Here is a 23,611-nt window from a genome sequence, read left to right as displayed (position 1 = left end):
GACCTGCTCCGGTCAGGGAATCGCCACGCGGCGGGTCTGGTCGCCGGCCTGGAACACCGCGGTGTTGCCCTCGACGACCTGCAAGCGCCACGGGCCGACGGCATCGCCGGGTAGCAGCACCTGAAGCTGGTCGGGCGTGAAGTCGCCACTGCTCGGCGCGACGGACACGCTGCGCTCGCCGGCGCGCAGTTCGGCACCGACGATGCGGAACGGGAGCGGCGGGGGTTCAGACTTGGCGGCTGACTTGCTCGGTGCGCGCGGCTGGGCGGGTACTGCGGCGCGTGCGGCGGTCTGGCGCGCCTTGACCTGCTCGACTTCGGCGCGCAGTGCCTGAAGGTCGTCGGCAGCGGCATAGGCGCTCAGCGATTTCTCGACCTGGGCCGCGCGTGCTTCCAGGATTTGGCGGGTGTCTTTGAGGTCTGCCGCCGTGGCGACGGCCGGACGCTGCTGGATGGCCTCGACGGTCTCGGCCAGGCCCGTTGCCTGCGCTTCGAGGCGTTGCAGGCGGGAATCGAGGCGATCCTGGTCGGCCTGGTCGTTCATGGCCTGGTAGCCCAGGGCCACAAGAACACTGAGGCCGATCAGCCAGAGCCACATCAGGCTCTGCACCACCACGGCGGCCGTTGAACGATGGGCGGGCTGCGGGCTGTTCATGGCTGGCCTCCCGATGCCGCGGGTGCCAGCGGGGACGTCTGCACCGCCTCGGTGGCGGGCGGCGCGGGTGTGTTGTCGGCGGTCATGCTGTCGCCGGGCCGCTCGAAGCAGATTTGCCGCGCGCGGTCATCCGCGTGCAGTTCCCAGGCCGGACCAGCCAGCGTGAGCAGCGCATCGCGCAGGGTCATGGGGCCGAGGTGCAGGTGCGCCGCCGGCAGCGGCAGTGCGTACAGCTCGATCACCGCGTGCGCCGTCTGGCACAAGCCGTAACCGCTGCGCTTGAGCACATGCCGTAGCCCGTCGCCGACCGTGGCGCGTGCATCCTCGGGCATCGACACGTCAATGGTCTGCAACAGCAGGTCGCGCTGCGCTGCTGTCGGTGCCAGTTCCACGAGGGTGTAGCGGCCGTAGCGCACGACGGGGATGTACTCGGGGGCCTCGGGTGCGGGAGCCGCCGAGACTTCCTCGATGGTGTCGGGCGCGACCGGCGTGTTCGTCGTCGCGCAGCCGCCAGCCAGCACCGACCAAAGCAGGCCGAGAAAACCCGCCAGCAGGCGGCGTTCGGGATGGTGAAACCAAGGTGGAGAGGGGCACATGGCGCGTCGTCCTGAAACATCGAGCCCTCACCATCGCCGCTCGGGCCACGAGCGGCAGCAAACAATGCGAACCAGGCAGCGCCCGATTTCCCGGCAGCCTCCCTCCAAAGAAAAAGGCCCCCGAAGGGGCCAGTGAAGATGCAGCCACGTCCACGGAGACCGTGGGCGTGGCTGCAAGGTGGGAACAATGGAAAGCCGGCGGCGCGAGGCCGACGTTGGCGTGGGGATCAGGCCGCGACAAGTTGCCGGGCCAGTGCGACCTCGACGGAATCACCGTCCTGGTTGAGCACATCCAGGCCCGATTCGGGTACGTCGCCCGAGGTGGACTGCGAGACCATGATCTTCTTGGCCATCAGCTCCAGGCAGGTCATCTGCGAGGAACCGGCGTAGCCGAGGTAGATCACGCGCACCGGCTGTTTCTGTCCGATGCGCCAGGAGCGGCGGGCCGCCTGCTGGAGCGAGTAAACGTTGTAGCCCGACTGCATGAAAACGATCGTCGGGAAGTCCAACAGGTCCAAGCCCGTCTTGACCAGCTCGGGGTTGGTGATGAGCACGTCGATGCCACGGTCCAATTGCTCGGCGATCCAGTCCTCGCGGCGGCTGGCATCCACGCTTGCGCGCAGCACCGCCACCCGAAAACCCTCCTGCTCCAGCAGCACCTTCAAGCGCGACGTGGTGTCGCGCGTGCCGGTATAGACCGTGTAGGCCAGGACCTTGCGGCCCTGCGCCTTCTCTTCCTTGCAGATGTCGATCAGCTCGCGCTCTTTCGGCGTCACCTCGAACTCGTTGAACTGAGCCGGGACGAACGCCAAGGTGTTGCGCGTGCGCGGATGCACCACGGTTTCCGACCGGAAGCAGCAGTCCGGCCAGGCCAGCAGCACGTTGAGCACCACACCCAGCAGGGTCGTATCGCGTCGCGCCAGAGCCTGTTTCAGCTCCGCGGTCAGCCGACCCGCCAGGTCGCGGTAGGCCGCGGCTTGCGCCGTGTCCATTGCGACTTCACGGAACTCCTCGTCATATGGCGGCAGGACGTTGCCGCCGATGTCCTTGAGCTTGAGGAAGATCGTGAACGGGAGGATGCACCGCAAGACGCCCTTGGGACCAAAACCCGGCGCTTTGACCGTGCGCACCGATACCTTGGTGCCCCTGGCCGTCTTGTGCGCCGTGCCAGTGCTTTCGGAGTAGATGTCCTTGAGGACCCCGTGGTCCCTCATGAAAGCCATGGCCGCCGAGGTCATGCTGCCGCTCGTGGTCGGGCGGTAGCCGTCTTCGATCATCCGCCCAGGCAGGGCTCGGAACAGCAGGTAGAACAGGTCGTCCCCGTAGCCGCCCATCAGCGTGCCTGTCAGCAGCAAGGTTTTGCGAGCCTTCGCCGCCAGCACGCCCATAGCCTGACCCTGGGCACTGCCACCGTTCTTGTACTCGTGTGCCTCGTCTGCGATGCACAGGTCGAACGTGCCTTGCGGCAGGTAGCGCTTGATGAACTCGGACGGCTGATAGCCGCCCTCGCCAAAGCCGAACTCCATGTTGGCCATCGCACGCTCCATGCGCGTGGCCTGACGGTCGGAAAACACCAGCTCGCCGTTGCCGTCCATGAGGTTGATGAACTCATGGATGTTGTCGCCCAGCATCGACGCCAGGAACCCGTCGCCGAACTTCTGCATCAGCTTCTGCGCGGTGACTTCCCCGATCGTCGGGATGCGCTTGAGGGCTTTCAGCACGGCCGAGGACTGGTCGCTGCCGGACAGGCTGCGCGGGCGGATCAGCGTCCACAGGGGCGCGGCGCAATGGCTGCACTTCCTGCGGTATTCCTCGGCTTGGAGCGCGACCGGGTTGACCGGCTCGCCGTCGAGGTCGGTGATGACCGTGCCGCAGTCCGGGCACGCCGCCACGTTGCCGTGACGGGTGCGCCGCTGGGTGAAGACGGGCTTCCAGTGGAACCCCATCCGCATCCTGACCCGGCCCAGGACAAAGAACTCCTGGCCCGTGGGCTGGACATTCAACTGCTCGCGCAGCTTGATGAGCTTGACGAGCGTGTCAGGCCCGTTGAGCACCCACACCTTGGCGCCTGCCACCGTCTCCTGGATCTCACGCCGCCACTTGTAAACAAGGTGCGGCGGCGAAAGAACCAGCGTGCGGCGGTAGCCTTCGGCGTTGAGCACGGCGGCCGTGGCGATGCCGACGGTCGTCTTGCCGCAGCCCATTTCGCCATTGACGATCGCGGCGCGTTCGCCACAGTCGATCAGCAGCTCGGCGGCGGCATGGACGACTTCGGCTTGGGCCGGGAACAGCTTGCGCTTGAGGCTGGCGACGACGAGTTGCCGGTGCGCCTGCGGCTGGCCGTTATAGACCGGCGGGTTCGCGCTATTGAGGGCGTCGAGCAGTTCGTCGCCGAACTCGCCGACGAAATCCTGAAGGCTCAGGGTCAGAGGGGAAGATTCCGCATCGAGCAGTTCGCCCTGTACGGGCGCGGCTTCAGCGGCAGTGGTTTCGAGATCGAGGGACATGGTGATGCTCCAATGAAAAATGGGGCATGCACCACCCCCAGCGGGGCAATGGCATGCCCCGCAGTGGGAAGGAAATCGGCGCTTGGCCGAGGTGGTCGAAGTTGCCGGCCGTGGCGGCCTGCTGGTGAATCGTGCTCAGTCTTCGGACGGCAGCACGATGACGGTGGCGCTGCGCTGCGCATCGGTGACGATGCGGATGGCCAGCCCCGGATGGATCACGTAGTGGGATTCCAGCGATGCACCGGATTGCAGTGCAGTGCTGTTGGCCTGCCATTGCTGGAGGTTGACGTCGCCCCAGTCGCCACGGGTGTGGCGCCTGAAGTACGGGATCGGGTCGAGGCGACCCGTGCGGACCAGGCGATCGATGCCCCTGCTGAAGATGAGCGCACCGATTGGAAACGCGAGCCTGTGGCAGTAGGTTTCAATGCGATGTGATGCCATGGGCTCCTCCTTGATGAGTCATTGAGCCACGACACCCCTGGCAGAGTGAAGTGGCTCCGGCAGGTGGATGAAGACGACGATGGTGCTGTCAGATCATGTCCCGTTCTTCGGGAAGCTGGATCACCGTGGTCTGGTGGTCCTCGCCGGTTTTGACGATCAACACCAGTTCGGACGTGATCCTGAAGTGGGAGATCATCGGATCGTCCCCACGGATTGCGACATCGTTGGCTTGACGGGTTGCCTCATCGGTCTCGCCCCAGTCACCGCGCACATGGCGCTGGACAAGAGCCAAGGGGTCGATCAGGCCTTTGCGGGCCAGCCAATGCACCTTCTCGCTCAACTGCAACGTGCCTGGTGCGAACAACGGTTGCTTCTGCGGCGCGGGCCGCTTGAACAGGCTTGAGAACATGGGTGTTTCTCCTTCGAGGTGGTACAGCAGGACGGCAGCGCGTCCGGTGGATTAACGGATGGTCAGGACCTCGCCCCGTGTAGCGGAGCCGGGCGTCATGTCCCACGCGCGGATGACAGGCACGAACTTGTCGGTGAGGATGCGGGTCTCGGCGATCGAGCCGTCCTCGCGTTCGGTGAATTCCCGCTGGAGCGTCTTGTCTTTATGGGTGTCACCTTTGACGACGAGCACGCGCCCGGTCTTGGAGCGCACAACCCCCGAGATCGCGCCCGCAGCCAGAGCCAGGGCGAGATGCCAGTGGGACAAGGCACGCGCCGGCGGACGCAGCGACTGCTGCGCGGCCCCCAAGTGCGTGTCCTGCGACGGCCAGAGGCCTTGGAGCCGGCCGACTTCATCGGCGAACTGCTCCGGCTCCATCGTCACGCGGAAGAAATGCTCCGGCTCGGCCGGACTGGCGGGGACGATGTACGGCAGGAACGGCCATTCGCTCGGCAGTTCCTCGGCTTCGACTTCGCCGAGCCCAATCTGCAGCAGCAGATTGCGCACGGCCTTGACGCCATCGGGTGCCTGCTCGCGCTGGCGTACCCTACGGCCGAAGATCACCACCTGCTTGAACTGCGTTTCCACCGCTCGGTAGATCCGCAGGTCCATGTAGTGGCGCGTCAGCCAGCCGACCAGTTCCGCGTCGAGCACATAGCTGGGGACGATGAAGACCAGCACACCGCCGTACTGAAGCAGCGATAGGCTGCGCTGATAGAACAGCTTCTCGAAGCGGGCGCGACCTTGGCCTTGATAGCCGATGTTGCCGTTGACGTCCTTGGACAGATCGCCATACGGCGGGTTGAGCCAGAGCAGCCCGAAGGACTGCTTGGAGATCATCGTGTCCATCAGGTCGGCGTGCAGGCAGTGATCGACCAGGCCGCGGGCATGGCGTGCCCGCTCCGCGTCGAACTCGACGGCGAACGCCTTGGCCTGCTCGCGCCCGAGGGCATGAGCGGCTTCGGCGATCGCCACGCCTTCACCGGCGCAGGGATCGAGGATGCACATCGGCCCATCGCTGGGCATCAGTGCGTTGAGGGCTCTTTCGAGCGTGGGTTCGTCGGTCGGGTAGTACCCGTTCTTGGCGAAATTGCGGGCGAGCCGCGGGAACATGAGGGCCATGGAAGTCTCCTGGTTGGCGGGGATGAAGGGCGAAAGCACGCCAGGGCGTGCCCTCGCGGGTGGGTCAAGCCGCTACCGCTTCCGGCGTCCAAATCTTGGCCGGATAGGGATAGGCGGTGAGCACGTCACTGCGGATCAGGGAGCCCAGCGCCAGGGTCAGCGCCGGCACGTCGATGGCGAGCCGATGGCCTTCCAGGGGCCCGAGGGCGAACGGAAGGCGGGACAGCATCTCGCGGGTCTGTAGCAGTTCCAGCACGGGTTCGCGCCAGTGGTCGAGCAGTGGCAGTGGGCAGGTGTCCCGTACCAGCATCCACAGGCGGTCAAGCCGGTGGGCGCTGCCCTTGGGCAGCAATGCCAATGCGCTGGCGTTGGCCTTGTCGGGCTTGACGCAGCGGCGGTCGAACAGCCACACGTTGGACAGCGAACCGAACAGCGTTCGCCGGTAGGCGCGGGTCATGCGCTTTTCCAGGCGATCGACGTTGCTGACGAACACCGGGACGCTGCCGCCCTGGTCGGTGATGACGTGGAACTGGTCCAGGCCTTGTTCGTCGCGCCCGAGGGTCAGACGAGCGAGGAACTGCTGGACGGCAGTATCCCGCGCCCAGATCGACAGGAAGATCAGATTGCCCTGGTCATCGCCGACGCAAGCGTCGGCCATCACGTCGGAGCATTCGTCGATGCGATACAGCGTGGTGGAAGAAGTGTTTGCGGGCATGGTGGTGTCCTCGGATGAACGGGAACAGCACCGCCCGCTGGGGCAAGTACTGCCCCAAGGGGGTGGAAGAAAGCCGCTCAGTCCGGCTCGAACTGCCGGGTGTGCGGGTTGAAGTGAAGCGCCTCATCTACCGAAGTGATTGGCGTGAAGCCCTCCAGGTAGATGTTGTTGAGGTACTGGTCGCGGTAGGTCAGTGCCTGCCGCGCCTGTTCCTCGGTGAGGCCGTTGCTGATGAAGTACTCCAGCATTTCCTCGTCGGAAGAAACTTCGTCGTTGGACAAACTCCCTTCAACGAGCTTCAACAGCGAGGGCGGGAGCGCAGCCAGGATCGGGTCCATGTCGGTTCCTCCTGGCTCAGGCCATCAGCGCTGCGGTGGGTGCCGCAGGTGCCGTGGGTGTGCGCCGCCGCGCGTGGTAGGCGCGAACGCCTGCACGCCAGTCGGCGGACTGCTCTGGTGCGAGGTCCAGATAGGACAGCGGGCACGTGTAGTAGTACGGGTGCATGGACTCGTCCAGTGGCTTGTAGCCCCACTGGTTGCCGCTGCGTTCGAGCAGATCGCAACGGATGTAGCGCAGGGATTGGCCCGGCGCCAGATGACGATGCACACCTCCGACCTTGGCCGTCACTTCCGCGACGGACCAGAGGACGTTGCCGCGCAGCGCGTGGGCGATGACCTTGACGCTGGCGCGCTCGGTCTCTTGCGGTGCTATCAGTTCCGCGATCAGTTCAGACCGCGATTGGGGGGAGAAATACCAGCCCATGAGAGGCCTCCTGAAGAATGGAGCCGGAGGCCTCCCCGTGGGGGAGAACCCCCAGCGGGTGATGGAATGCCGCGTGTGCGGCGAAGGAACCTATGTTTTGCCCTCAGTCCCAGTCGTCATCGTCGCGATCACAACCGGCCGGGCAGTAGCCGAACTCGATGCCATGCGAGCAGTAGCCATGCTCCGCATTCCAGTCCTGGGTTTCCTGCCGTTCGGCAGGCGTTGCGTAGTCCCATTCCTGGGTGGCGATTTCCAGGGCCTGAGCCCGCTGGCTTTCCGGCAACCGACTGGCTTGCGCGTCGATTTCCGAACTGAAAAGCGTGACCCAGTGATCCCAGGACAAACCGCAACCACGCTGGGCGTGCTCGGCGGCCGTCTTGCAAACAGCCTGCCAAGCGGTTTCATCCAGCGTGGAACGGTGGGGGTCGCATGCGATGGTGGACATAGTGGAGACCTCAGAAAAAGCCGGGGGCCTCCCCATCGGGGAAGCGGCCCCGGTGGGTGGATGAACGTCGTGGATGCGACGCAGGGGATCAGGCTTTGGCGAGGTGCCAGTCCTGGGACAACGGCTCGAAGGCATAGCCCAGCGTCCCCAGACGGTCGCGCTGTTGACGCAGGACACGACGATCGACGGTGGCGTCGAGCTTGACGATCTCGCCCAGCGGCCAGAGCACACCGAACAGCGCCACGTCGTCCGCCTCGGCCGAAGCCTCGGGAGTGACGTTGGTGGGTTCGCTGCCGAATGGCGTGGTATCGACCAGGGGATCGTGCGGGCTGCGGGCCTTCGCCTTGGCCGGAGCCTTGGGCTTGGCCGGTGCGGGGACTTGCGCTTCCTCGTCGATCGGATCGACTTCCTGCGGGCTCAGTTGACGGGCTTCGTCGCCGCTCAGTGCGTCGATGTTGGACAACGTCATGCCGCCCAGGAGGGCGCGGATTTCGATGACCATGCGGCCATTGGCGGTGTACGTGGACGGGCGGATCTCCGCGATGGCGAAGTCGCCCTCGTACTTGCCTTCGGCGTACTGATCGAGTTCGGCGTTCTTGACGACGAACTCGCCAATGGAGGTGGCCAGGCGGCCGACATTGAAGTCGCCGTTGCGGCCATGGATGGTCTTGATAGCCAGTTGGCCAGGAAGGGTAATCATAGGAGGCTCCTGCGGATGAAAGAGCAGCCATCCGTCGTTGGCTACATGGCCGGCGACGGGATGACTGCAGGGAGAAGAACAAGGCCCCGGAGTACGAGGCCTTGTGGATCAGCGGGTCAGAACGACTCGGCGGCCTCCAGTTCGGGGGCTTCGACGTCAGCTTCATCGGCCGGCGCGGGGGGTGCCTGGGCCGGAGCTTCCTGCGGAGCGGTCGCTTCGGTGGGGGCCGGAACGTCGCTCTCGCGGTCGTCGGAGTCGGTTGGCTTGGGCTCGGCTTTGTAGACAAGCTCGCCATCGACCTTGATCCAAGAGATGAACAGCAGGTGGGCCTTGATGTTCAAGCCCTGCTCGCCAGCACGCTTCCCCTTGGTGTAGGTGAAGGCGTTGGGCCAGAGGTCGCCCAGACGAAAACCGATCAGGACCTTCTTTTCAGCCTTGACCGCAGCCTCGCAGCGGCGAACGAGGTGTTGCGCCTCGCTGCCCGAAACACGGGTGTCGAATCGCGTATATGAAACGTCGTCGCTGGGACCGTTGAGCGCTGCGATGTCGCAGGCGAGGAAGGGTTCGGCTTTCTTGGGCTTCACATCGCGGATGCGATTGAGGTAGCCCAGGCCAGTGGCGTGCAGGTCGAAATAGGTCTTTTCGTTGGAAGTGGTCATGGTGAATCTCCAGTAGGACAAAGAGCGGAGACACACGCGACCCAGGCGGGGAAGGTGTGGAACCCCCGCGTGGGTTGATGGAACAGTTGGGTGGCATCACCATCGGAAACCGATGGTCGTTCGCGCAGGGATGCCGGTGCGAACTGGGTGATCAACGCAGTAGAAACAGCGCCGTAGCCTTGAAGATCGTGGCTACCTGGGATGCTGCTGACGACTGTCAGCGAGGCATGGGGTCAGCATGGCCGGGCCTCGTGTGCCTGACAGCAAACAATGCGCATCCGGTCTCCCCCGTCTTTCCAGTAGGCAGTGGAAAGAAAAAGCCCCTCGAAAGGGGCTGGTCGGGTCAGGCTTCGTACACGAAGTAGTGCTCGCGCTGACGCGGGAAGAAGACATGCTTCCACGTGTCGCCGCTGGTGTTGCCACCGTCGAACACGACCATCTCGTAGTCGTCAATGTCGGTGTCCACCAGGTCGGCGCTGGCGATATGGCGCATGTGCAGCGTGCCGTGCGTGCGCTCGAATACCAGGATCTGGCCGATGGCGTCGTCCTGGCCCATGGCGGTGACGCAGGCCCCGAGCTGGTGCTCGAAGTCGGGTGCGCGGGAAATGAGATCGGGAAACATGAGGTTGCTCCTACGAAAATGCACCAGCCCGACTCCTGGCGAGGAGACGGGCTGGCATGGGGGACAAAGAGGAAGGCTGGCGCGTCGCGCGGCTGCTAGGACTCGGCCAGTGGCAGGCCCAGCAGCGCGGGTGCGTCGGCATCGAGGATCAGGATGCGCACATCGGCCTGGCCAGCCAGTTCAAGGATGTTCGCCAGGTCCTCCGGCATACCCTTTCCCCTGTGCTCCTGCCGGAGCTGGTCCGCGCTGATGCCTTCGGCATGTTCCAGGTTCTCGTCCGTCCAGGGGGTGGAGATCAGCTTGATGCCGATCGCCGGGCTGTATGGAACCCGGAACGCGATGAACAGGAAGGCCTCCGGCGTGGCAAGGTCTGCCAGGTTGGCGAGGTAGTGCCAGGTATCGACGGTGATGTGCTCACGACTGATTTCCCAGCACCGGCTGTAGTAGCCGGTCTCGAAGCTCAGCCGCTGCACGACTTCCTGGGCGGCCTCGGCCGAATAGGTGTCACCGACGTGGACCGGGCGGCCGTCGAAGTCGTCCCCACGGATGGCATAGACCACGGCGCCGATCACGCCTTCGCCGCTGACGCCTTCGCCGGCATCGCATTCGGCCAGTACCTCGGTGCTCACGGGTTCGGGGCCATTGCTGACCACGGCGAAATCGTTGGTGACGATGCAGGAGGATGAAACCAGTTCCTCGTCGGAGAGGTGTTGCTGGCTCGCATGGATGTTGCGCCAGACATGCGGGCTTCCGTCCTCGTAGCTGATGCTCAGCGTGCGGACGATTTTCAGATTCCAGTAGCCGCGAAGAAAGGGATTAGGTTTCTGAGACATGGGAACTCTCCAGATTGAATAATGGAGCCAATTCCCGCCACCGGGAACTGGACCCGGTGGGTTGAAAATGGAAATGCGTCAGACAACGCTGACCTTGGCGTTGTCAGCACTGCGCTGGACGACGGGAAATAAATCGAGGGACATGGCCTCGGGGCGCATGTCCCTCGTGGGGGAGTGAACGAGAACGCAATGGTGTGCCGGAGACCGGCTCACCAACCGTTGTAGTTCACTAGCAGGTCGGCGATGACCTTGCGGCGTTGCAGGTCGAGACCGTCGAAGTCCGACAGCCCGTGGAAGTGGCAGCGCTTGAGCATGGCACCACCCTCGCGCGCGTTGTAGAAGCTGACCATGGCGGACAGGAACATGCGTTCCCCGCTGCTCAGGACGCCGAGGGCATCGTTGAGCCGCAGCATGTTGGGACGCAGATCCCACTTGCTCTTGGCCTGGTTCAGACCTTCACGGGTGCCGTCGCCGAACCACTCGGGGCCAGCGATCTCGACACCGCGCTTCCAGGCCTCGAAAAAGGCTTGGGGCGCGGCAGCGAAATGCTGCTCTTCCCGCATGATCTGATCGACGACTTCCCGCGGTAGAAGCTGGTTCATGACGTGATTCCTCCAGTTGGATCAGGGAATGGCGAGCTGGGACCAGCCGCCTCTTTCGAGGGCACGTTGAGCCGCGGCATAGCTGCGGAAATACTCGCGGGATTCCCGCGAAACGGGACCTTCGGTATCGCGCGTGCCGATGTAGTGACCGGCGGCGCTTTGCAGGACTTCGAGCGGCAGGAACTTGCCGCAGTAGGTCGAGGCCAATTGGCCGAAAGACGCTTGCTGGGACATGGACGGGCTCCTTGGAAAAAGCGGGGCCTCGTCCCTCACGGGATGGCAGCTCCCGCACGCGGTTGATAAAAAGCATCGACGTCACGAGGACGCGCGTCCGCGGAATTGATGCGATGCGGACTGGTGGGCAACGCGGGAGAGACCCGCGGCAGCCTGGAACCCTGGCTGCTGGCATGTGCTGATCGGAATCAGCGAACATGCGGGCAGCTTCGTGCGCGGGCCGCGCCGCGTCAGTTGGAAAACGGCATCCGGCCTCGCCCCGATTGATGGACACGGGGAAAAGAAAAAGCCCCGCACGAGTGCAGGGCTGTCAGGAGGGTGCGGTGGTGCTGGGTCAGTCGGGCTTGTCGCCCAGGACATGCTGCTTCCACAGGTCGAATGCCTGCTCGGGCGCAAGCTCTGCGAGGATGACGATGGGCTGGGCCTGCCGGGCGCGCAGCGAAGCGAAGTACGCTTTGCGGTCGGCGATGGCCTTGAGCTTGATGCCCTTGATGAACAGCAGTTTGCCGCCCTTGATGAACAGCACCTTGTTGCCGATGTCGCGGTTGAACGCGGCTCGCACCTTGCGTTCGGCGTGCATGGCATCGGCCAGTTCATCGACCAGGAAGTCGAGCGTCATGTCGATGTAGTGAGGGTCTTCACCCTCCTGGCCGAGGTCGAGCGGCGCAGGCGGCAGGCCCTTGGCGAAGGCTTCGGCCTGCGCCAGCAGCGCCGCCTTGCCGCTGAGCGCGTGGAGGAACGTCGAGCCGCCGTGGCCGTCGTTGCGGGCCTCGGCGATGGGAGTGCCGTCGAACACGACGGTGGCGCTGAAGCACATCGTTTCCTCGCTGGCGAAGTCGGCCACTTTGAGGTTCTTCAGCGTGATGCGGTCTTGCTTGGTGATGTTGTCCATGGGAAGTCCTGAAATCGACCGGGTGGCGACATGCCCCCGACGGGACGTGGCGGCCATCCCGTGGGTTGGAGAAGAGAGGCATCGATGCCCCGGTGGGCAGCGTTCGCCGGTGAGATGCCGAAGCGAACTGGTGGGTGGCGCGGGTGAAACTCGCGGCAGCCTTGACACCCTGGCTGCGGGCTGCTGCCGATACGTCGGCAATGCAGGAGGGAGAATGGCGCGGCCCGCAGGCTGCGTCGCAGATCAATCCGAAACGGTCGAGCCCGCCTTGTGCAGGCACTGCACGAGCCGCTGCCCCAGCCATGCCATGCACGGGACGGCCATGGAGTTGCCGATTGCTTTGTAGCGCGGCGCATCCGCGGCGGGCTTGCCGCGGTACGGGATCAGCGTGTAGTCGTCGGGCATGCCTTGCAGCCGCTCGCACTCTACGGGCATCAGCCGCCGCACCCGCCAGTGCGACCAGTCGCCGGGGCAAGGGTCGTTCCAGTCGTAGCGGAAATGCGCCTCGAAGTCGGGAGCCAGGACATGGGGCTTGTCCGCGCCGCCGCCGCTGGTGCGCAGTGCGCCCGCTACGCTGCCGGCCAGCTCGGCGGCAAGACCCTGCTCGCGGCCGCGCAGAGACACGCAGGCCACCATCGGCACGCCGTAGCCCGGCTTGCCGTTGGACAGGACGGTGCAAGCGACCTGGCCATGGCCCGACTCGAAGCGCACTTCACCGCGGTTGTTCTGCGCGAACGCGATGGCGGGCACGACCCCGGCGTTCGCATGGCTGTTGCGATGGCCGCCAGCGCGCAGCGTCGGCGTCAGGTCGAGCGTGGCATCCGCGCCGCTGCCCTGCGCGGTGAAGGCGATGATCGGAACGCCCTTGCCGGTGCCGTCCTCGCTGCTGCCCTTGCCGTTGTTGGCGGTGTCGAGGGTGTGGGCGATGCTGCCGGCGACCGACTGCACCATGAACGTCTCGGTGCGGATGTCGTGCTTGGGCCCAGCGGCCATCAGGCATGCCGCCACATCGACGGGGCCAATGCCGCCGCTGAATCCGAACGTCGTCGTGACCTTGCCGTAGGGCTGCTTCAGTCCTGCGAATCCTGCAAGTCCTGCGCATGCGCCTGCTGCGTCAGCACCCGATCCAACAGCGCGGGCAGCTTCTTGCCACGGCGCGCAGCCCGCACAAGAATCCCCGCGCAGGCCGTCGCGCTCAAAAAGTACTTCTGCGGGATCGAAGTCATCTCCACCACTTGCCACAAGAAACACGCGCTTGCGGCGTTGCGCGACACCGAAATATTGAGCGTCGAGCACGCGCCAGGCGATGCGGCGGCGGGGTCCAGACACACAACCAGCGTGCGCCCATTTTTCCCCTGGCGGCTGGAGCGCACGGCTTTCTCCGGCCAGTGCCCCCAGGAAATGCCCGAAGGCATTGCTGCGGTCGTTGAGGACGCCGGGGACGTTTTCCCAGACGAGCGTGGCCGCCGGGCGGCGGTCTTGTTGGCGGGTTTGGTCGATGGCATTGGCAAGCTCCACATAGGCAAGGGAAAGGGCTCCGCGCGGGTCGTCCAGCCCACGACGGCTACCTGCAACGCTGAACGACTGGCACGGCGTGCCGCCGACCAGGATGTCGGGTGCCGGCACGGTGCCGGCGCGCACCTGGCCGGCGATCGCGGTCATGTCGCCCAGGTTGGGCACGCGGGGATAGCGGTGGGCGAGCACGGCGCTCGGGAACGGCTCGATCTCGGCGAACCATGCGGCTTCGAGGCCGAGGGGTTGCCAGGCGAGGCTTGCGGCCTCGATGCCGCTGCACACGCTGCCGTACAGCAGTGGCGCGGCCTGGGGCGCACCGCGTGGGGTGCGAGGTTGCGGGTTCATGTCGGGTCTCCTGTTCGTGTGGCCCAGGGCGGGCCGGGACATTGATCGGCAGGAGAAAGGCGCCGAAGGCCTTGCGGCCTTCGGCTCGGGAGGACGGAACCACCCGTGGGCTGATTGGCAGGCCCGGTCGTCGCTAGAACCGTCTGCTGTCAGCAATCGCACCCGGCGCATGTCGTGGTTGGCGCCGGCATCTTCTGGCGCACATCCGCGCACAAAAGGAGCCCATTTTTTCGCCGTTGGGCACGGCATCGAATACCGCTGACCACGAAGGGTCTCCGGGTGGCTCGCGGGCTGGCAAGCCATCGGGGGACCCTTCGCAGAGGCGGAAAAAAGCGGATCAGCAGAACGCGCCGGGAAATCCGGACATGGTTCGCGGAGAAGCTGCCTTCAGGTCCCGCGGCCGGGGACGGCCGGGCGGGACGCGCACACGGACAAGAGAAGGCGTTGCGCGCTGGGCGTCCCGCAGGGCATGCGGGACATGGGCCATGCCGCCGATGGCGGGCACGGCTCTCGGGGAGCGGGGTCGGTCAGGAGCCCTTGCGGCCGCTAGTGCGCGGGCGCGAGGCACCGCGCTTGGACGTGCCGGATTCGACCGGCAGCGTGCCTTTGCAGTCGGGGTAGCGACTGCACGACCAGAAGGGGCCGGTCTTTCCGGTGCGCTGGCGCGTGGGTGCGCCGCACTGCGGGCAAGCGGGTCCCTGGGGAACCTTGATGGACAGCGAGGTGCTGCCGTACTGCGCAATCAACTGCGAGATCCAATTCGCCTGCTTGGCGATGAACACGTCCAGGGTGAGCTGTCCGGCCTCGATCATGTCGAGCGCCTGCTCCCACACGGCGGTGGTTCCGGGGTCGGCAATCGCCGCGGGTACGGCATCGATCAAGGTGAACGCCGCATCCGATGCGCGAATGGAGCGCCCCTTCTTCACGATGTAGCCGCGGGTGATCAGCCCGCTGATGATGTTGGCCCGTGTCGCCTCGGTGCCGATGCCGACCGTATCCTTGAGCTTCTGCTTCAGGCGCGGGTCTGTCACCAGCTTGGCGACCCCCTTCATGGATTTGACCAGTTCGCCTTGCGTGTAGGGCTTGGGCGGCATCGTCTTGAGCGCCTTGATCTCGGCCTCGGCCACCTGGCACGCCATGCCCTGGCGCAGCGCGGGGAGTACCTGGCTGCGCGCGGTGGTTTCCCCGTCCTCGTCCGCTTGCGGCTCGGCCAGCACCAGGCGCCAACCCTGGGCGGCCACCTGCTTTCCGGTGGCCACCAGCTTCTGCTGGCCGCAGGACAGCTCGGCGGTCGTGCGGTCGAACTCGTGGTGAGGGAGGAACTGCGCCAGGTAGTGCGCGCGGATCAGCCGGTACACCGCCAGTTCCTTCTCGCTCATGGCCGAGAGGTTCGCGGGTTCCAAGGTGGGAATGATGCCGTGGTGCGCCGTCACTTTCCCGTCGTTCCAGGCGCGCGAGCGCTGGGAGCGGTCGAGCTGGCCCATGATCGGGCGCAGCGAGGGGTCGGTCTTGAGCAGGCTGTCCAGAACAGTCGGCACCTCGGCGAACATGCTTTCGGGCAGGTAGCCCGAATCGGAACGCGGGTACGTGGTGGCTTTATGGGTCTCATACAGGGCCTGGGCGATCTCCAGCGTCTCCTGCACATCCAGCCCAAGCTGCTTGGAACAAACCTCCTGAAGCGTTCCCAGGTCGAACAGCAGCGGCGGACCTTCGCGCACGCGCTCGGTCTCGACTGACACGACCTGGGCGCTGCTCGCAGCGCGGATCTGCTGCGCGGCCTGCTGGGCGATGGGCTGCTGCAGGCAGCGGCCGGCATCGTCGGTGCAGCCATCTGGCGGAACCCACTGCGCGCTGAAAGCCTGTCCACCTGCGGACAGGGATACGTCGATGGCCCAGAACGGCACCGACTTGAAGGCCGCGATTTCGCGGTCGCGGTCCACGACCAGCTTCAAGGTCGGCGTCTGGACGCGCCCGACGGATAGCACGCCGTCGTAGCCCGCCTGCCGGCCCAGCACCGTGAACAACCGGCTGAGGTTCATGCCCACGAGCCAGTCGGCGCGTGAGCGCGCAAGCGCCGAGTAGTACATCGGCAGCGTGTCGGAGGACGGCCGCAACTTGCCGAGCGCGGTGCGGATCGACGCATCGTTGAGCGCCGACAGCCACAGCCGCTCGATGGGGCCGCGGTAGCCGCACAGGTCGATGATCTCGCGGGCGATCAGCTCGCCCTCACGGTCGGCATCGGTGGCGATGACCAGATGGGTCGCCTTCGCCAGAAGCGCCTTGACGACCTTGAATTGCGTGGCGGTCTTCAGTTTGACATCGACCCGCCACTGCTGGGGAATGATGGGCAACTGCTCAAGCGACCAGCGTTTGAGCGCCGCGTCATAGACCTCGGGAGCTGCCGCTTCTACGAGATGGCCGATGCACCAGGTAACGGTGACGCCGGAGCCGCTGAGACAGCCTTCACCGCGCTGAGTCGCGCCGAGAATCCGGCCAATGTCTTTGCCCTGGGAGGGCTTCTCGCACAAAAACAGCCGCATGTCCGTCCATCCGAATTCCGTGGTTCATTGAGTTGCTGGAATCGAGGATGCCGAGCACCACCAGGGGCAGCAGCAAACAAGCCGCATGCGGTGGCGGCCACTTTCACGGGATGGAATGGTGAGGACGGAAGTGGCGTGCGGCCGGGGGTGTGCGGGCCGGGAGCCGCGATTTTTGGGAGCGCGTGGAAGTCGGTGGACGTTGATGGAGCTATCCCCTGGGGATAGTTTGCGGCTCAAGGAGGGCGACGAAGACCTCGGCCGCCCTCCATGCCGCTTCACTTCCTGCGCTTGGACTCTTTCGGTGCGGCCGGCTCCTCGGCGGCTTGGGCCTTGGGCTCGGTCTCCTGCGGCTTCGGGCTAAGCGTCACGGACTCGATGCGGTACGGCAGGATGCCGACACTGCGCGCATTGATCCGATAAGTTGTACGCGGGTTGCCCTCGTCATCGGTCCAGTCGTCACGTTCCTCGCGTCCCTGTACGGTGATCCGCATTCCCTTCTGAAAGAGGGTGGCGAAGTGCTCGGCATCGCGGTGCCACCAGTCGATTGGCCGCCAGAAGCCACCGCGGTCTTCGTAGGTGTTGTTCTTGCCGGGAACCGGGTTGTCGAAATACACATTGAGGCGCAGCACCCGACGGGGTTCCTCGTTGCCATTGGGATATTCATGGAATTCGGGGGGTGATCCGATGTTGCCCTCGCCCGAAAAGAAGGTGCTCATGTTGCAATCTCCGTGGTGGTTGAGATACCCGCACCGGGTCGGCGGCGGGCGCGTGCTGGGATGCCCTGCGCGATCACCGATCACGCATGGCGGGTGGCGTGGACTTGAGCCGGCGCAGGTAGGCGTCTTCCGCCTCGGCGGCCTTGCTGGCGCACTCCTGGGCCTGCCTGCCCAAGGTGTGCAACAGGCTGATCTGCATGTTCAGCGTGATGCGCTGAAGCTCGATCGCGTGCAGGTCGGCCAGCAGGTTGACCGGCGTGCTGGTGCTCTCCATCAGCTCTTGCCACAAGGTGACGCCCATGGCCGAGCGGTCGTGCTTGCGCCAGCGAAGAAACGCCGTGCCTGCGCCAGTGGTTTGTTGGGCCAACTCGATGGGCAGCAGGTGGAAGGGATGCCCGACGGCCTGTTGCAGCACCTGTCGCTGCGCCAAGCCAATCAACTCGTCGCGCATGGCGAAGCACTGGCTGGCCCAGGCCTCCAAGTCCCCTTTACCCTTAAAAGGCCTTAAAAGGCCTTTTTGAGAGCCTGCGTGTTCCAGCCGCATGAAGGCGGTCTGTTGCAGGGGGCGGAAGTAGCGGGTGTCGCGGTTCGGGGCGCTCATGCCTGCGAGTCCTCTCCGGCCGTCGCTTCGGGGGCCTCGGCGGCGGCCTCGTCGCTGGGGGATGCGGCTGCGGCAGGACCGTCGCCGCGCTGCTGCAGGCCACGGCGCACGATGGGCGGCGCGAACTTCGAGCGGCGCGTGCCTTCCAGCACGTCCTGCGGCAGTTCGCCGAACTTCTCCAGCGCCGCCCGTGCTGCGGCATTCTTGGCGGCGAAGTCATCGCGGGTGCAGCCCGAGTAGCGGTACTGCTGGGCCAGGCTGAAAAGACTGCGCAGCGCATGTGCGCCTTCGTTGAGCCAGCGTTCGAGTGTCGAGCGATCGATCAGCGCGGTGTGGTGCGCGAGGATCAGCTTGCGGGCGATGTCGTCGTAGTCGGCAAGCAGATACACCGCGGCAAAGCCCAACTGCGCATTGACGAACAGCGGCAGCTTGACGGGCTGGACGTTGAGGTTTTCGCCCAGGGTGAGTGCAGGCGGCACGCTCGCCAGGGCCTGGTCCACCTGCTCGCGCAGCGATTGCAGCGTGGCCTTCGTCTGGTCGAGCTTGTCCTCGATGCGCAGCATCCAGAAGTCGCTGTATGGGTCGTCCTGCTCCGAGCCGCGCCGCATCTTGTTCATCTGGGCGATGTAGCCATTCAGGCCGACGATGCCCGGTCGCCCCTCGGCGGCGGCGCGGCCGTGCCAGATGCGCGAGGCGTGATGCGTGTGCAGCGTCAGCGACATCGCGCTGCGCAAGGAGCCGAGATTCAGTTGCAGGGGTTCGTTGGTGGTTGCCATGGTGTCCGCTCGTTGTTGGAAAAGAGCGGACAGCTTCGGCAGGTGGCGGAAGGCAGTCAGTCAACAAACCGAAACCCGCCCGTCCCCGGTTCAGGGCGCGGCGGTCGAATGCGTCGCGAGCTATCCCCTGGGGATAGCGCCATGGAGCGCCAAGGAACGCTGCACGCCCAGATCAGCGTGGACAAGGCCGATCCCGCGGCTGGCGATCTAGGCCTGGCGTGCAGCGGTTCGACGTCGTAGCCGTCAGTGGAACTATCCCCAGGGGATAGCTCTACTGGAAGCCACCGGCATCCACTTCACCGCCTTGCAGGTCCGCTCACTTGCTGGCGAGCAGGTTGCGCAGCCGCTCGATGTGCTGCCTGGCGACTTCTGGTGGCACCGGCTTGCCCTGCGGCTGGGATGTTGGCGGTGCTGGTGGTGGCCGCTCGTTCGGCGGAGCGTGTGCCGATGGCGCGTCTTTCTTGGCCCAGGCGTTGAACTCGCCATGGATGGCCCGCTGGATGATGCCGAACAGATACCCCGCAGGATTGCGGATGCCGTGGCTGCTGCATCGCGTGGCCCATTCGTCCAGCACGGCCTGCCTCAGCGCGGCATCGACCTGCTGCAATGCCACCCGCGCACCTGTCTGCTGCTCTGCCTTCAGTTCCGCGAAGCGTTTGGGCCATTGCAGGTCGCCCAGCGCGCGCGCCTGCGCCTGTGCATGCGCGGTAGTACGTACTTCATTAATACGACTACTACGTACTGTACGGGCCTGCTTCGGATTCCGAAGAGAGGCGTTTGGCGCGGGTTTCGACCCTGCTTCGGATTCCGAAGTGGGGTCATCACGATTCCGAAGAAGGCTCGTCGGCCCTTCTTCGGATTCGTGTGTGGCATCCTCCTGTGGATAACCTTCGTGCGCCCCGACGCCCTGGCTGGCGAGGCGCTCGGCCAAGACTTGCAGCCTCGACGGCAGGGTGCGCCCGGCCAGCATCGGGTCTTCGCCGATTTCCTTGAGGGTGTGCAGGCCCACGATCTGCACGGCTTTGGCCGAATGGCCGAGCGCCTGGCTGACCAGTTGCAGGTAGTCCGGGTCGAGCTGCATCGCTTCAAAGGGGGTCAGCGGCTCGTCGTGCAGGACATAGAGGTTGCCGAGGATGCGGCCGGTCTTGGCGTCGCGCCGTCGCCGCACCAGGCTCAGCCATCGGGTCAGCCGCAGCAGCGTCAGGGCTCGCGCCACGGTTTCGTGCGAGGCCTGCCCGGCGCAGGGCATCGAGGCCAGCCAGGGCCGCAACTGCTCATAGGTGGGGAATGCGGTCACGCCGTCGTCGTTGAGCATCAGCCGGAACACCTGCCAGGCGTTGCGCTCCAGCGGCGTCAGGCGGCGATCGAGGAACAGCCGCCGCGGTACGGTCTCATGCCGGTTGCCGCTGAAGAGGAACGCATCGCCGGATGCGGCCGGTGTCGCAGGTGACGGCGCAGGTATGGTTGTGGGCGGGCTGGGCCTGGGCGCAAGGTCTTTCAGCGCCGCGTCGAACAGGTCAGCGAGTGCGACGGGGCCATGGCGTGGTGCGGTGTCGTCCACGGCCATGGCTCAACCCAATCCCTGATCGACCCACGACTTGATCGCGGCCCAGACCACCGACAGCGGCAAATCCATGCCTTCGGCGAGGTCCATGGCCGCGTCGAGAATCGAGGTCTCGTCCTCCGGGTCCACATTCCTGCTGCTGGTGATGGCTTTCCAGCGCCGCCACAGTTCGACGTCCTGTTTCTCGTCCAGGACAGGGTGACGCCCCTTGCGCTTGGGCAGGCCCAGCACCTCACGGCGCAGGGCGACTTCCTGATGGGTCAGGCCATAGAAGCGGCTGACCATCTCCGTGCTGGCCCCCAGGCGCAACATGCGATCGACGGTCGCTATTTCCTTCTCCACGTCCTGCGCCTGCGAAAGCAGACGCCGGAGCACCTCACGGTTTACGGACACGGAACACCACGAGACATTGGCGTTGGCCAGCACGCTCACCATGGCGGGATGCTTGAGCGCATCCAACTCGGCCTCGCTGAAGCCCATCGCCTTGCAGCGGCGCAGTTGGCCGTTGCGCAGGTCGTAGAGCGCCTGGGCGATGACGGCCTGATTGAGCGGGTGCGGGGCGGACATGCGGGTCTCCTTCCTTTATGCCCCAGGGCCTGCGGCACCGGATTCCAGGTCCAGCAGGCGCCGGGCCAGGCGCAGCAATCGGAACAGCTTGACCAGCGCGGTGTCGCTCAAGCGGTGTGTCGCATCGCCTTGGCCGTGCAGCAGCGCCGGCAGCTCGGCGGCAAGCTGCCCGCCGTCCAGATCGGCATCGGTGAAGCCCTGGCCTGCCAGGCTCGCCAGCAATGCCAGCACGGCGCGGCCCTGCGGTGATGGGGGCTGCGCGCTGGCATGGCATGCGAAGCCAACACCGTCCGCGCGTTCCTCGATGCACTGATCGAGTCCTGCCTCGCCCGCGATCTCGCGTGCGAACTGCGCGATGTGGATGCGCAGGCGGTCGGGCGTGTCCAGGCCCGCGTCGATGTGCCAGACGTCGGAAATCGGGTAGAGACCGCCTGCCTGGACGGGAATGGACTGCAAGACATTGGCCGAGAAATCGGGCAGCGCATCCCCCAGCTCGTCGGCGACCATCCGCTGAATGGATTGCAGCCGCTCCGTCGTCGGTGCAGGCGAAACGATGTGCCCCTGCAGCAGATCACCAGGAGCCGCCACAGGGCTTCCTGCGGGCGAGCCGTCCGTCCCCGAGCCGGCCTCGCGGTCGCGCGACCCAGGCGTGACCGCCGGCGTCGGGGCTGATGGGGCTGATGCGGCGGGCGGGCGTGCCATGGTGCCAGGCTCAGGCAGCGCGGGCGGCGCCGATGGCGGGGTCGGATCGCTGACCAGGGCGCGATGGCGGCTTTCGGATTCGGTGAGGTCGAGCGCCAGCACGTCGTAGTCGATGCCGAGCAGCTCGGACATCTGGCCGATCAGCTCGTCCTGCACGCGCTGGGGGGCGAACTCGTCGGCCTGCGTGTCGAACTGCGACAGCACCTCCTGAAAGAAGTCGTCGAAGTCCTGTACCAGCATGCGGCCCTTGGCGTAGCGCTCCCACGCGAGCATGCAGGCCTTGCGCATGACCGACAGGCGCTCGACCTGGTGGCGGCCGAGCCCACCATAGAGCACGGTCGGGATCGCCGGCAGCAGGTAGCGCACCGCGTCGTTCATCCGGCTGATGTGCGACTGCTGGACCGGGAAGCCATCGGCGGCGAGGCGGCGGGCCAGCTCGGACTGGCTCAGCGCGGCGCCGCTTTCCTGCTCGTAGAACTCGCGCGCCTTCTCGACGCCGAGGGCGCGCTCGATGAACGTCAGGCCCCCGCGCAGTTCGTTCTCGGCCAGGTGGCCGGTCAGCATCACGACTTCGCCGCGGCTGGGCCACGGACGGAACAGGCACGATATGCGGAAGAACTGCTCGTCCTTGGTCTCCGACCACAGTTCGCGCAGGATCGCCAGGCGCGTGTTGCCGCCGTTGCGGATGATGTAGTGGTCCTCGCCCGGGCGCCGGGTGATGGCCGGTGCCGCGTCCAGGCCGCGCTCACGGATGGACGCCTTGATGTCCTCGTAGGCCGGGTTGCGCTTCTTCCTGGGATCGTGGTCGTAGGGGCGCAACTGGTCCAGGGTCACGACCATGGGCGTGTCGGCGATCGGGTCGCTCAAGGCCGAGGTGGACGGGCCGCTGCGCTCGAATCCGGCCGCGAGCAGCTTGCCGGCCATCTGCTGGGAGGTCATCTCAGCCATGGCGGCCTCCCTGCGCTGGGGACCCGGCCTCGCGCTCGGCGCGGCGGATCTGCGCGCGGGCGTTGAGGGCGGCCCGGTGGTCACTGGCCGTCGAACTGGTGTAGATCGCGGCGCAGCCTGCCTTGGTGAATTTGAGGTGGCCGCCCGGCGTGCGCTTGACGTGCCAGCCTTCACCGACAGCGAACTCGATCAGGGCGCGCAGCCGTTTGTGGCCTCGGGCCAGTTCATGTGCGTTCGCCATGGGACCTCCCGGTATCAAGAGGGAATGGCGGGCGGCCGGACACCGTGGCAAATCGGTGCTGCCATTGCGGGAACAGTTCGCCAGCGAGGCCGCGCATGGTGTCGAGCGCGGCGGGGGCGACTCTGCCCGGTGGCTGGCGGTACTCGACCCGATGCACCGGCAGGCCGCGCGTCGCGGCGCGCGGATAGGCTTCGATGGCCGGCACGTCGGTGGCCAGCACGCGGATGCCGGTGTGGTCCTGGAATAGGTCGCGCAAGGCCTGCTGAATCAGTCGGGCGTTTGCTGACACCGGGTGGACGCGGTTGATGAGGAGGTGCAGCGGCGGTGGTTCGATGCCGAGGTGCCGGTACGGCGCGATGTCCTCCAGCAACCGCATGGTGCCGCGCCGCAGCTCTCGGGCGGCGAGGATTTCCGGGGTGACAGGCGACAGCGCCAAGTCGGAGGCCAGTACTGCCATCTCCAAGGTCACGCTGCGCGCGCCCTGGGTGTCGATCAGCACCAGGTCATAGAGGGGAGCCAGGACCGGCAGCAGGTGCCGCAGCCGCAGGCGCCCATCCGGCGCGTGCAGCAGCAAGGTGTTCAGCTCGCCCCGATGGTCGTTGGACAGCACCAGGTCCAGGCCTGTGATGATCGTGCGGGACACGAGCTGGCCGAGGTCACGCTCGTTGAAGGCCAGCAATTCATAGATGCCACCGGGCGCGCGGTGGGCCAGCTCGTAGTAAGAGGACAAGGTGGGCTGCACGTCGAGATCGAGCAGCAGCACGCGCAGTCCCGCATCGGCGGCTAGCCCGCCCAGGTTGGCGGCCGTGGTCGTTTTACCGACGCCCCCTTTGGTCGAGACAATGGATACAACCTGCATGGCGT

27 protein-coding genes are annotated in these 23,611 nt (G+C 65.8%); all 27 read right to left on the bottom strand.

Translation table 11 applies throughout. The features are described from left to right. Positions 1–12: 12 nt before the first annotated feature. Complete coding sequence (locus DBO86_RS00345; RefSeq protein WP_108232667.1) at positions 13–654, bottom strand: hypothetical protein; 642 nt, start codon at positions 652–654, stop codon at positions 13–15. Further along, positions 651–1,250, bottom strand: a complete 600-nt coding sequence (gene pilL2 / locus DBO86_RS00340) for a PFGI-1 class ICE element type IV pilus protein PilL2 (RefSeq protein WP_108232666.1) — start codon at positions 1,248–1,250, stop codon at positions 651–653. The genes DBO86_RS00345 and pilL2 overlap by 4 nt, the downstream gene beginning before the upstream one ends. Positions 1,251–1,477: 227 nt before the next feature. After that, a complete protein-coding gene (locus tag DBO86_RS00335; RefSeq protein WP_108232665.1) occupies positions 1,478–3,757 on the bottom strand; it encodes a helicase-related protein in 2,280 nt (759 codons plus the stop codon). A gap of 135 nt (positions 3,758–3,892) precedes the next feature. Beyond that, positions 3,893–4,198, bottom strand: coding sequence for a hypothetical protein (locus DBO86_RS00330; protein ID WP_108232664.1), 306 nt, complete (start codon positions 4,196–4,198; stop codon positions 3,893–3,895). 88 nt (positions 4,199–4,286) lie between these two features. Continuing rightward, positions 4,287–4,607, bottom strand: coding sequence for a methyltransferase (locus DBO86_RS00325; protein WP_108232663.1), 321 nt, complete (start codon positions 4,605–4,607; stop codon positions 4,287–4,289). A 51-nt stretch (positions 4,608–4,658) separates the two neighbouring features. Further along, positions 4,659–5,792, bottom strand: coding sequence for a DUF6094 domain-containing protein (locus tag DBO86_RS00320; protein WP_260467167.1), 1,134 nt, complete (start codon positions 5,790–5,792; stop codon positions 4,659–4,661). 40 nt (positions 5,793–5,832) lie between these two features. Beyond that, positions 5,833–6,483 (bottom strand): hypothetical protein, encoded by a 651-nt coding sequence (locus DBO86_RS00315; RefSeq protein WP_094226349.1) that lies wholly within the window; start codon positions 6,481–6,483, stop codon positions 5,833–5,835. 77 nt (positions 6,484–6,560) lie between these two features. Further along, a complete protein-coding gene (locus DBO86_RS00310; RefSeq protein ID WP_011347578.1) occupies positions 6,561–6,821 on the bottom strand; it encodes a hypothetical protein in 261 nt (86 codons plus the stop codon). A 16-nt stretch (positions 6,822–6,837) separates the two neighbouring features. Further along, positions 6,838–7,245, bottom strand: a complete 408-nt coding sequence (locus DBO86_RS00305; protein ID WP_094226350.1) for a hypothetical protein — start codon at positions 7,243–7,245, stop codon at positions 6,838–6,840. A 103-nt stretch (positions 7,246–7,348) separates the two neighbouring features. Then, positions 7,349–7,690 (bottom strand): hypothetical protein, encoded by a 342-nt coding sequence (locus DBO86_RS00300; protein WP_094226351.1) that lies wholly within the window; start codon positions 7,688–7,690, stop codon positions 7,349–7,351. Between the two features lie 88 nt (positions 7,691–7,778). After that, positions 7,779–8,390: a DUF3275 family protein gene (locus DBO86_RS00295; RefSeq protein WP_094226352.1), complete on the bottom strand. Its 612-nt coding sequence runs from the start codon at positions 8,388–8,390 to the stop codon at positions 7,779–7,781. Between the two features lie 116 nt (positions 8,391–8,506). Beyond that, a complete protein-coding gene (locus tag DBO86_RS00290) occupies positions 8,507–9,049 on the bottom strand; it encodes an STY4534 family ICE replication protein (RefSeq protein WP_094226353.1) in 543 nt (180 codons plus the stop codon). Positions 9,050–9,392: 343 nt separating this feature from the next. Further along, entirely contained in the window at positions 9,393–9,671 is a 279-nt protein-coding gene (locus DBO86_RS00285; protein WP_016253286.1) for a hypothetical protein, read from the bottom strand. Positions 9,672–9,766: 95 nt separating this feature from the next. Further along, complete coding sequence (locus DBO86_RS00280) at positions 9,767–10,504, bottom strand: DUF5983 family protein (protein WP_094226354.1); 738 nt, start codon at positions 10,502–10,504, stop codon at positions 9,767–9,769. 209 nt (positions 10,505–10,713) lie between these two features. After that, entirely contained in the window at positions 10,714–11,106 is a 393-nt protein-coding gene (locus tag DBO86_RS00275) for a hypothetical protein (RefSeq protein WP_003821065.1), read from the bottom strand. A gap of 21 nt (positions 11,107–11,127) precedes the next feature. Continuing rightward, complete coding sequence (locus tag DBO86_RS00270; protein ID WP_033465114.1) at positions 11,128–11,340, bottom strand: hypothetical protein; 213 nt, start codon at positions 11,338–11,340, stop codon at positions 11,128–11,130. Positions 11,341–11,674: 334 nt separating this feature from the next. After that, entirely contained in the window at positions 11,675–12,232 is a 558-nt protein-coding gene (locus DBO86_RS00265; RefSeq protein ID WP_094226355.1) for a hypothetical protein, read from the bottom strand. A 243-nt stretch (positions 12,233–12,475) separates the two neighbouring features. Continuing rightward, entirely contained in the window at positions 12,476–14,092 is a 1,617-nt protein-coding gene (locus DBO86_RS00260; RefSeq protein WP_094226356.1) for a DNA cytosine methyltransferase, read from the bottom strand. A 527-nt stretch (positions 14,093–14,619) separates the two neighbouring features. Continuing rightward, positions 14,620–16,632: a DNA topoisomerase III gene (locus DBO86_RS00255; protein WP_094226357.1), complete on the bottom strand. Its 2,013-nt coding sequence runs from the start codon at positions 16,630–16,632 to the stop codon at positions 14,620–14,622. Between the two features lie 275 nt (positions 16,633–16,907). Beyond that, on the bottom strand, positions 16,908–17,348 hold the full coding sequence (locus DBO86_RS00250; RefSeq protein WP_094226358.1) for a single-stranded DNA-binding protein: 441 nt from the start codon (positions 17,346–17,348) through the stop codon (positions 16,908–16,910). A gap of 73 nt (positions 17,349–17,421) precedes the next feature. Then, positions 17,422–17,949, bottom strand: a complete 528-nt coding sequence (locus DBO86_RS00245; RefSeq protein ID WP_094226359.1) for a DUF3158 family protein — start codon at positions 17,947–17,949, stop codon at positions 17,422–17,424. Further along, a complete protein-coding gene (locus DBO86_RS00240) occupies positions 17,946–18,725 on the bottom strand; it encodes a PFL_4669 family integrating conjugative element protein (RefSeq protein WP_094226360.1) in 780 nt (259 codons plus the stop codon). The genes DBO86_RS00245 and DBO86_RS00240 overlap by 4 nt, the downstream gene beginning before the upstream one ends. A gap of 316 nt (positions 18,726–19,041) precedes the next feature. Then, positions 19,042–20,292: an STY4528 family pathogenicity island replication protein gene (locus tag DBO86_RS00235; RefSeq protein ID WP_108232661.1), complete on the bottom strand. Its 1,251-nt coding sequence runs from the start codon at positions 20,290–20,292 to the stop codon at positions 19,042–19,044. Between the two features lie 3 nt (positions 20,293–20,295). After that, positions 20,296–20,856, bottom strand: coding sequence for a DUF2857 domain-containing protein (locus tag DBO86_RS00230; protein ID WP_108232660.1), 561 nt, complete (start codon positions 20,854–20,856; stop codon positions 20,296–20,298). A gap of 15 nt (positions 20,857–20,871) precedes the next feature. Beyond that, a complete protein-coding gene (locus DBO86_RS00225) occupies positions 20,872–22,506 on the bottom strand; it encodes a ParB family protein (protein ID WP_108232659.1) in 1,635 nt (544 codons plus the stop codon). After that, positions 22,499–22,747, bottom strand: coding sequence for a hypothetical protein (locus tag DBO86_RS00220; RefSeq protein WP_021264254.1), 249 nt, complete (start codon positions 22,745–22,747; stop codon positions 22,499–22,501). Before DBO86_RS00220 ends, DBO86_RS00225 begins: the two co-directional genes overlap by 8 nt. Next, positions 22,731–23,606, bottom strand: coding sequence for a ParA family protein (locus DBO86_RS00215; protein WP_108232658.1), 876 nt, complete (start codon positions 23,604–23,606; stop codon positions 22,731–22,733). Before DBO86_RS00215 ends, DBO86_RS00220 begins: the two co-directional genes overlap by 17 nt. Positions 23,607–23,611 lie beyond the last annotated feature (5 nt).

The organism is Ectopseudomonas oleovorans (assembly GCF_003052605.1).
GTDB lineage: Bacteria > Pseudomonadota > Gammaproteobacteria > Pseudomonadales > Pseudomonadaceae > Aquipseudomonas > Aquipseudomonas oleovorans_A.
Note: the sequence above shows the minus strand (reverse complement) of the source record. Positions and strands in the feature narration are given on the sequence as shown.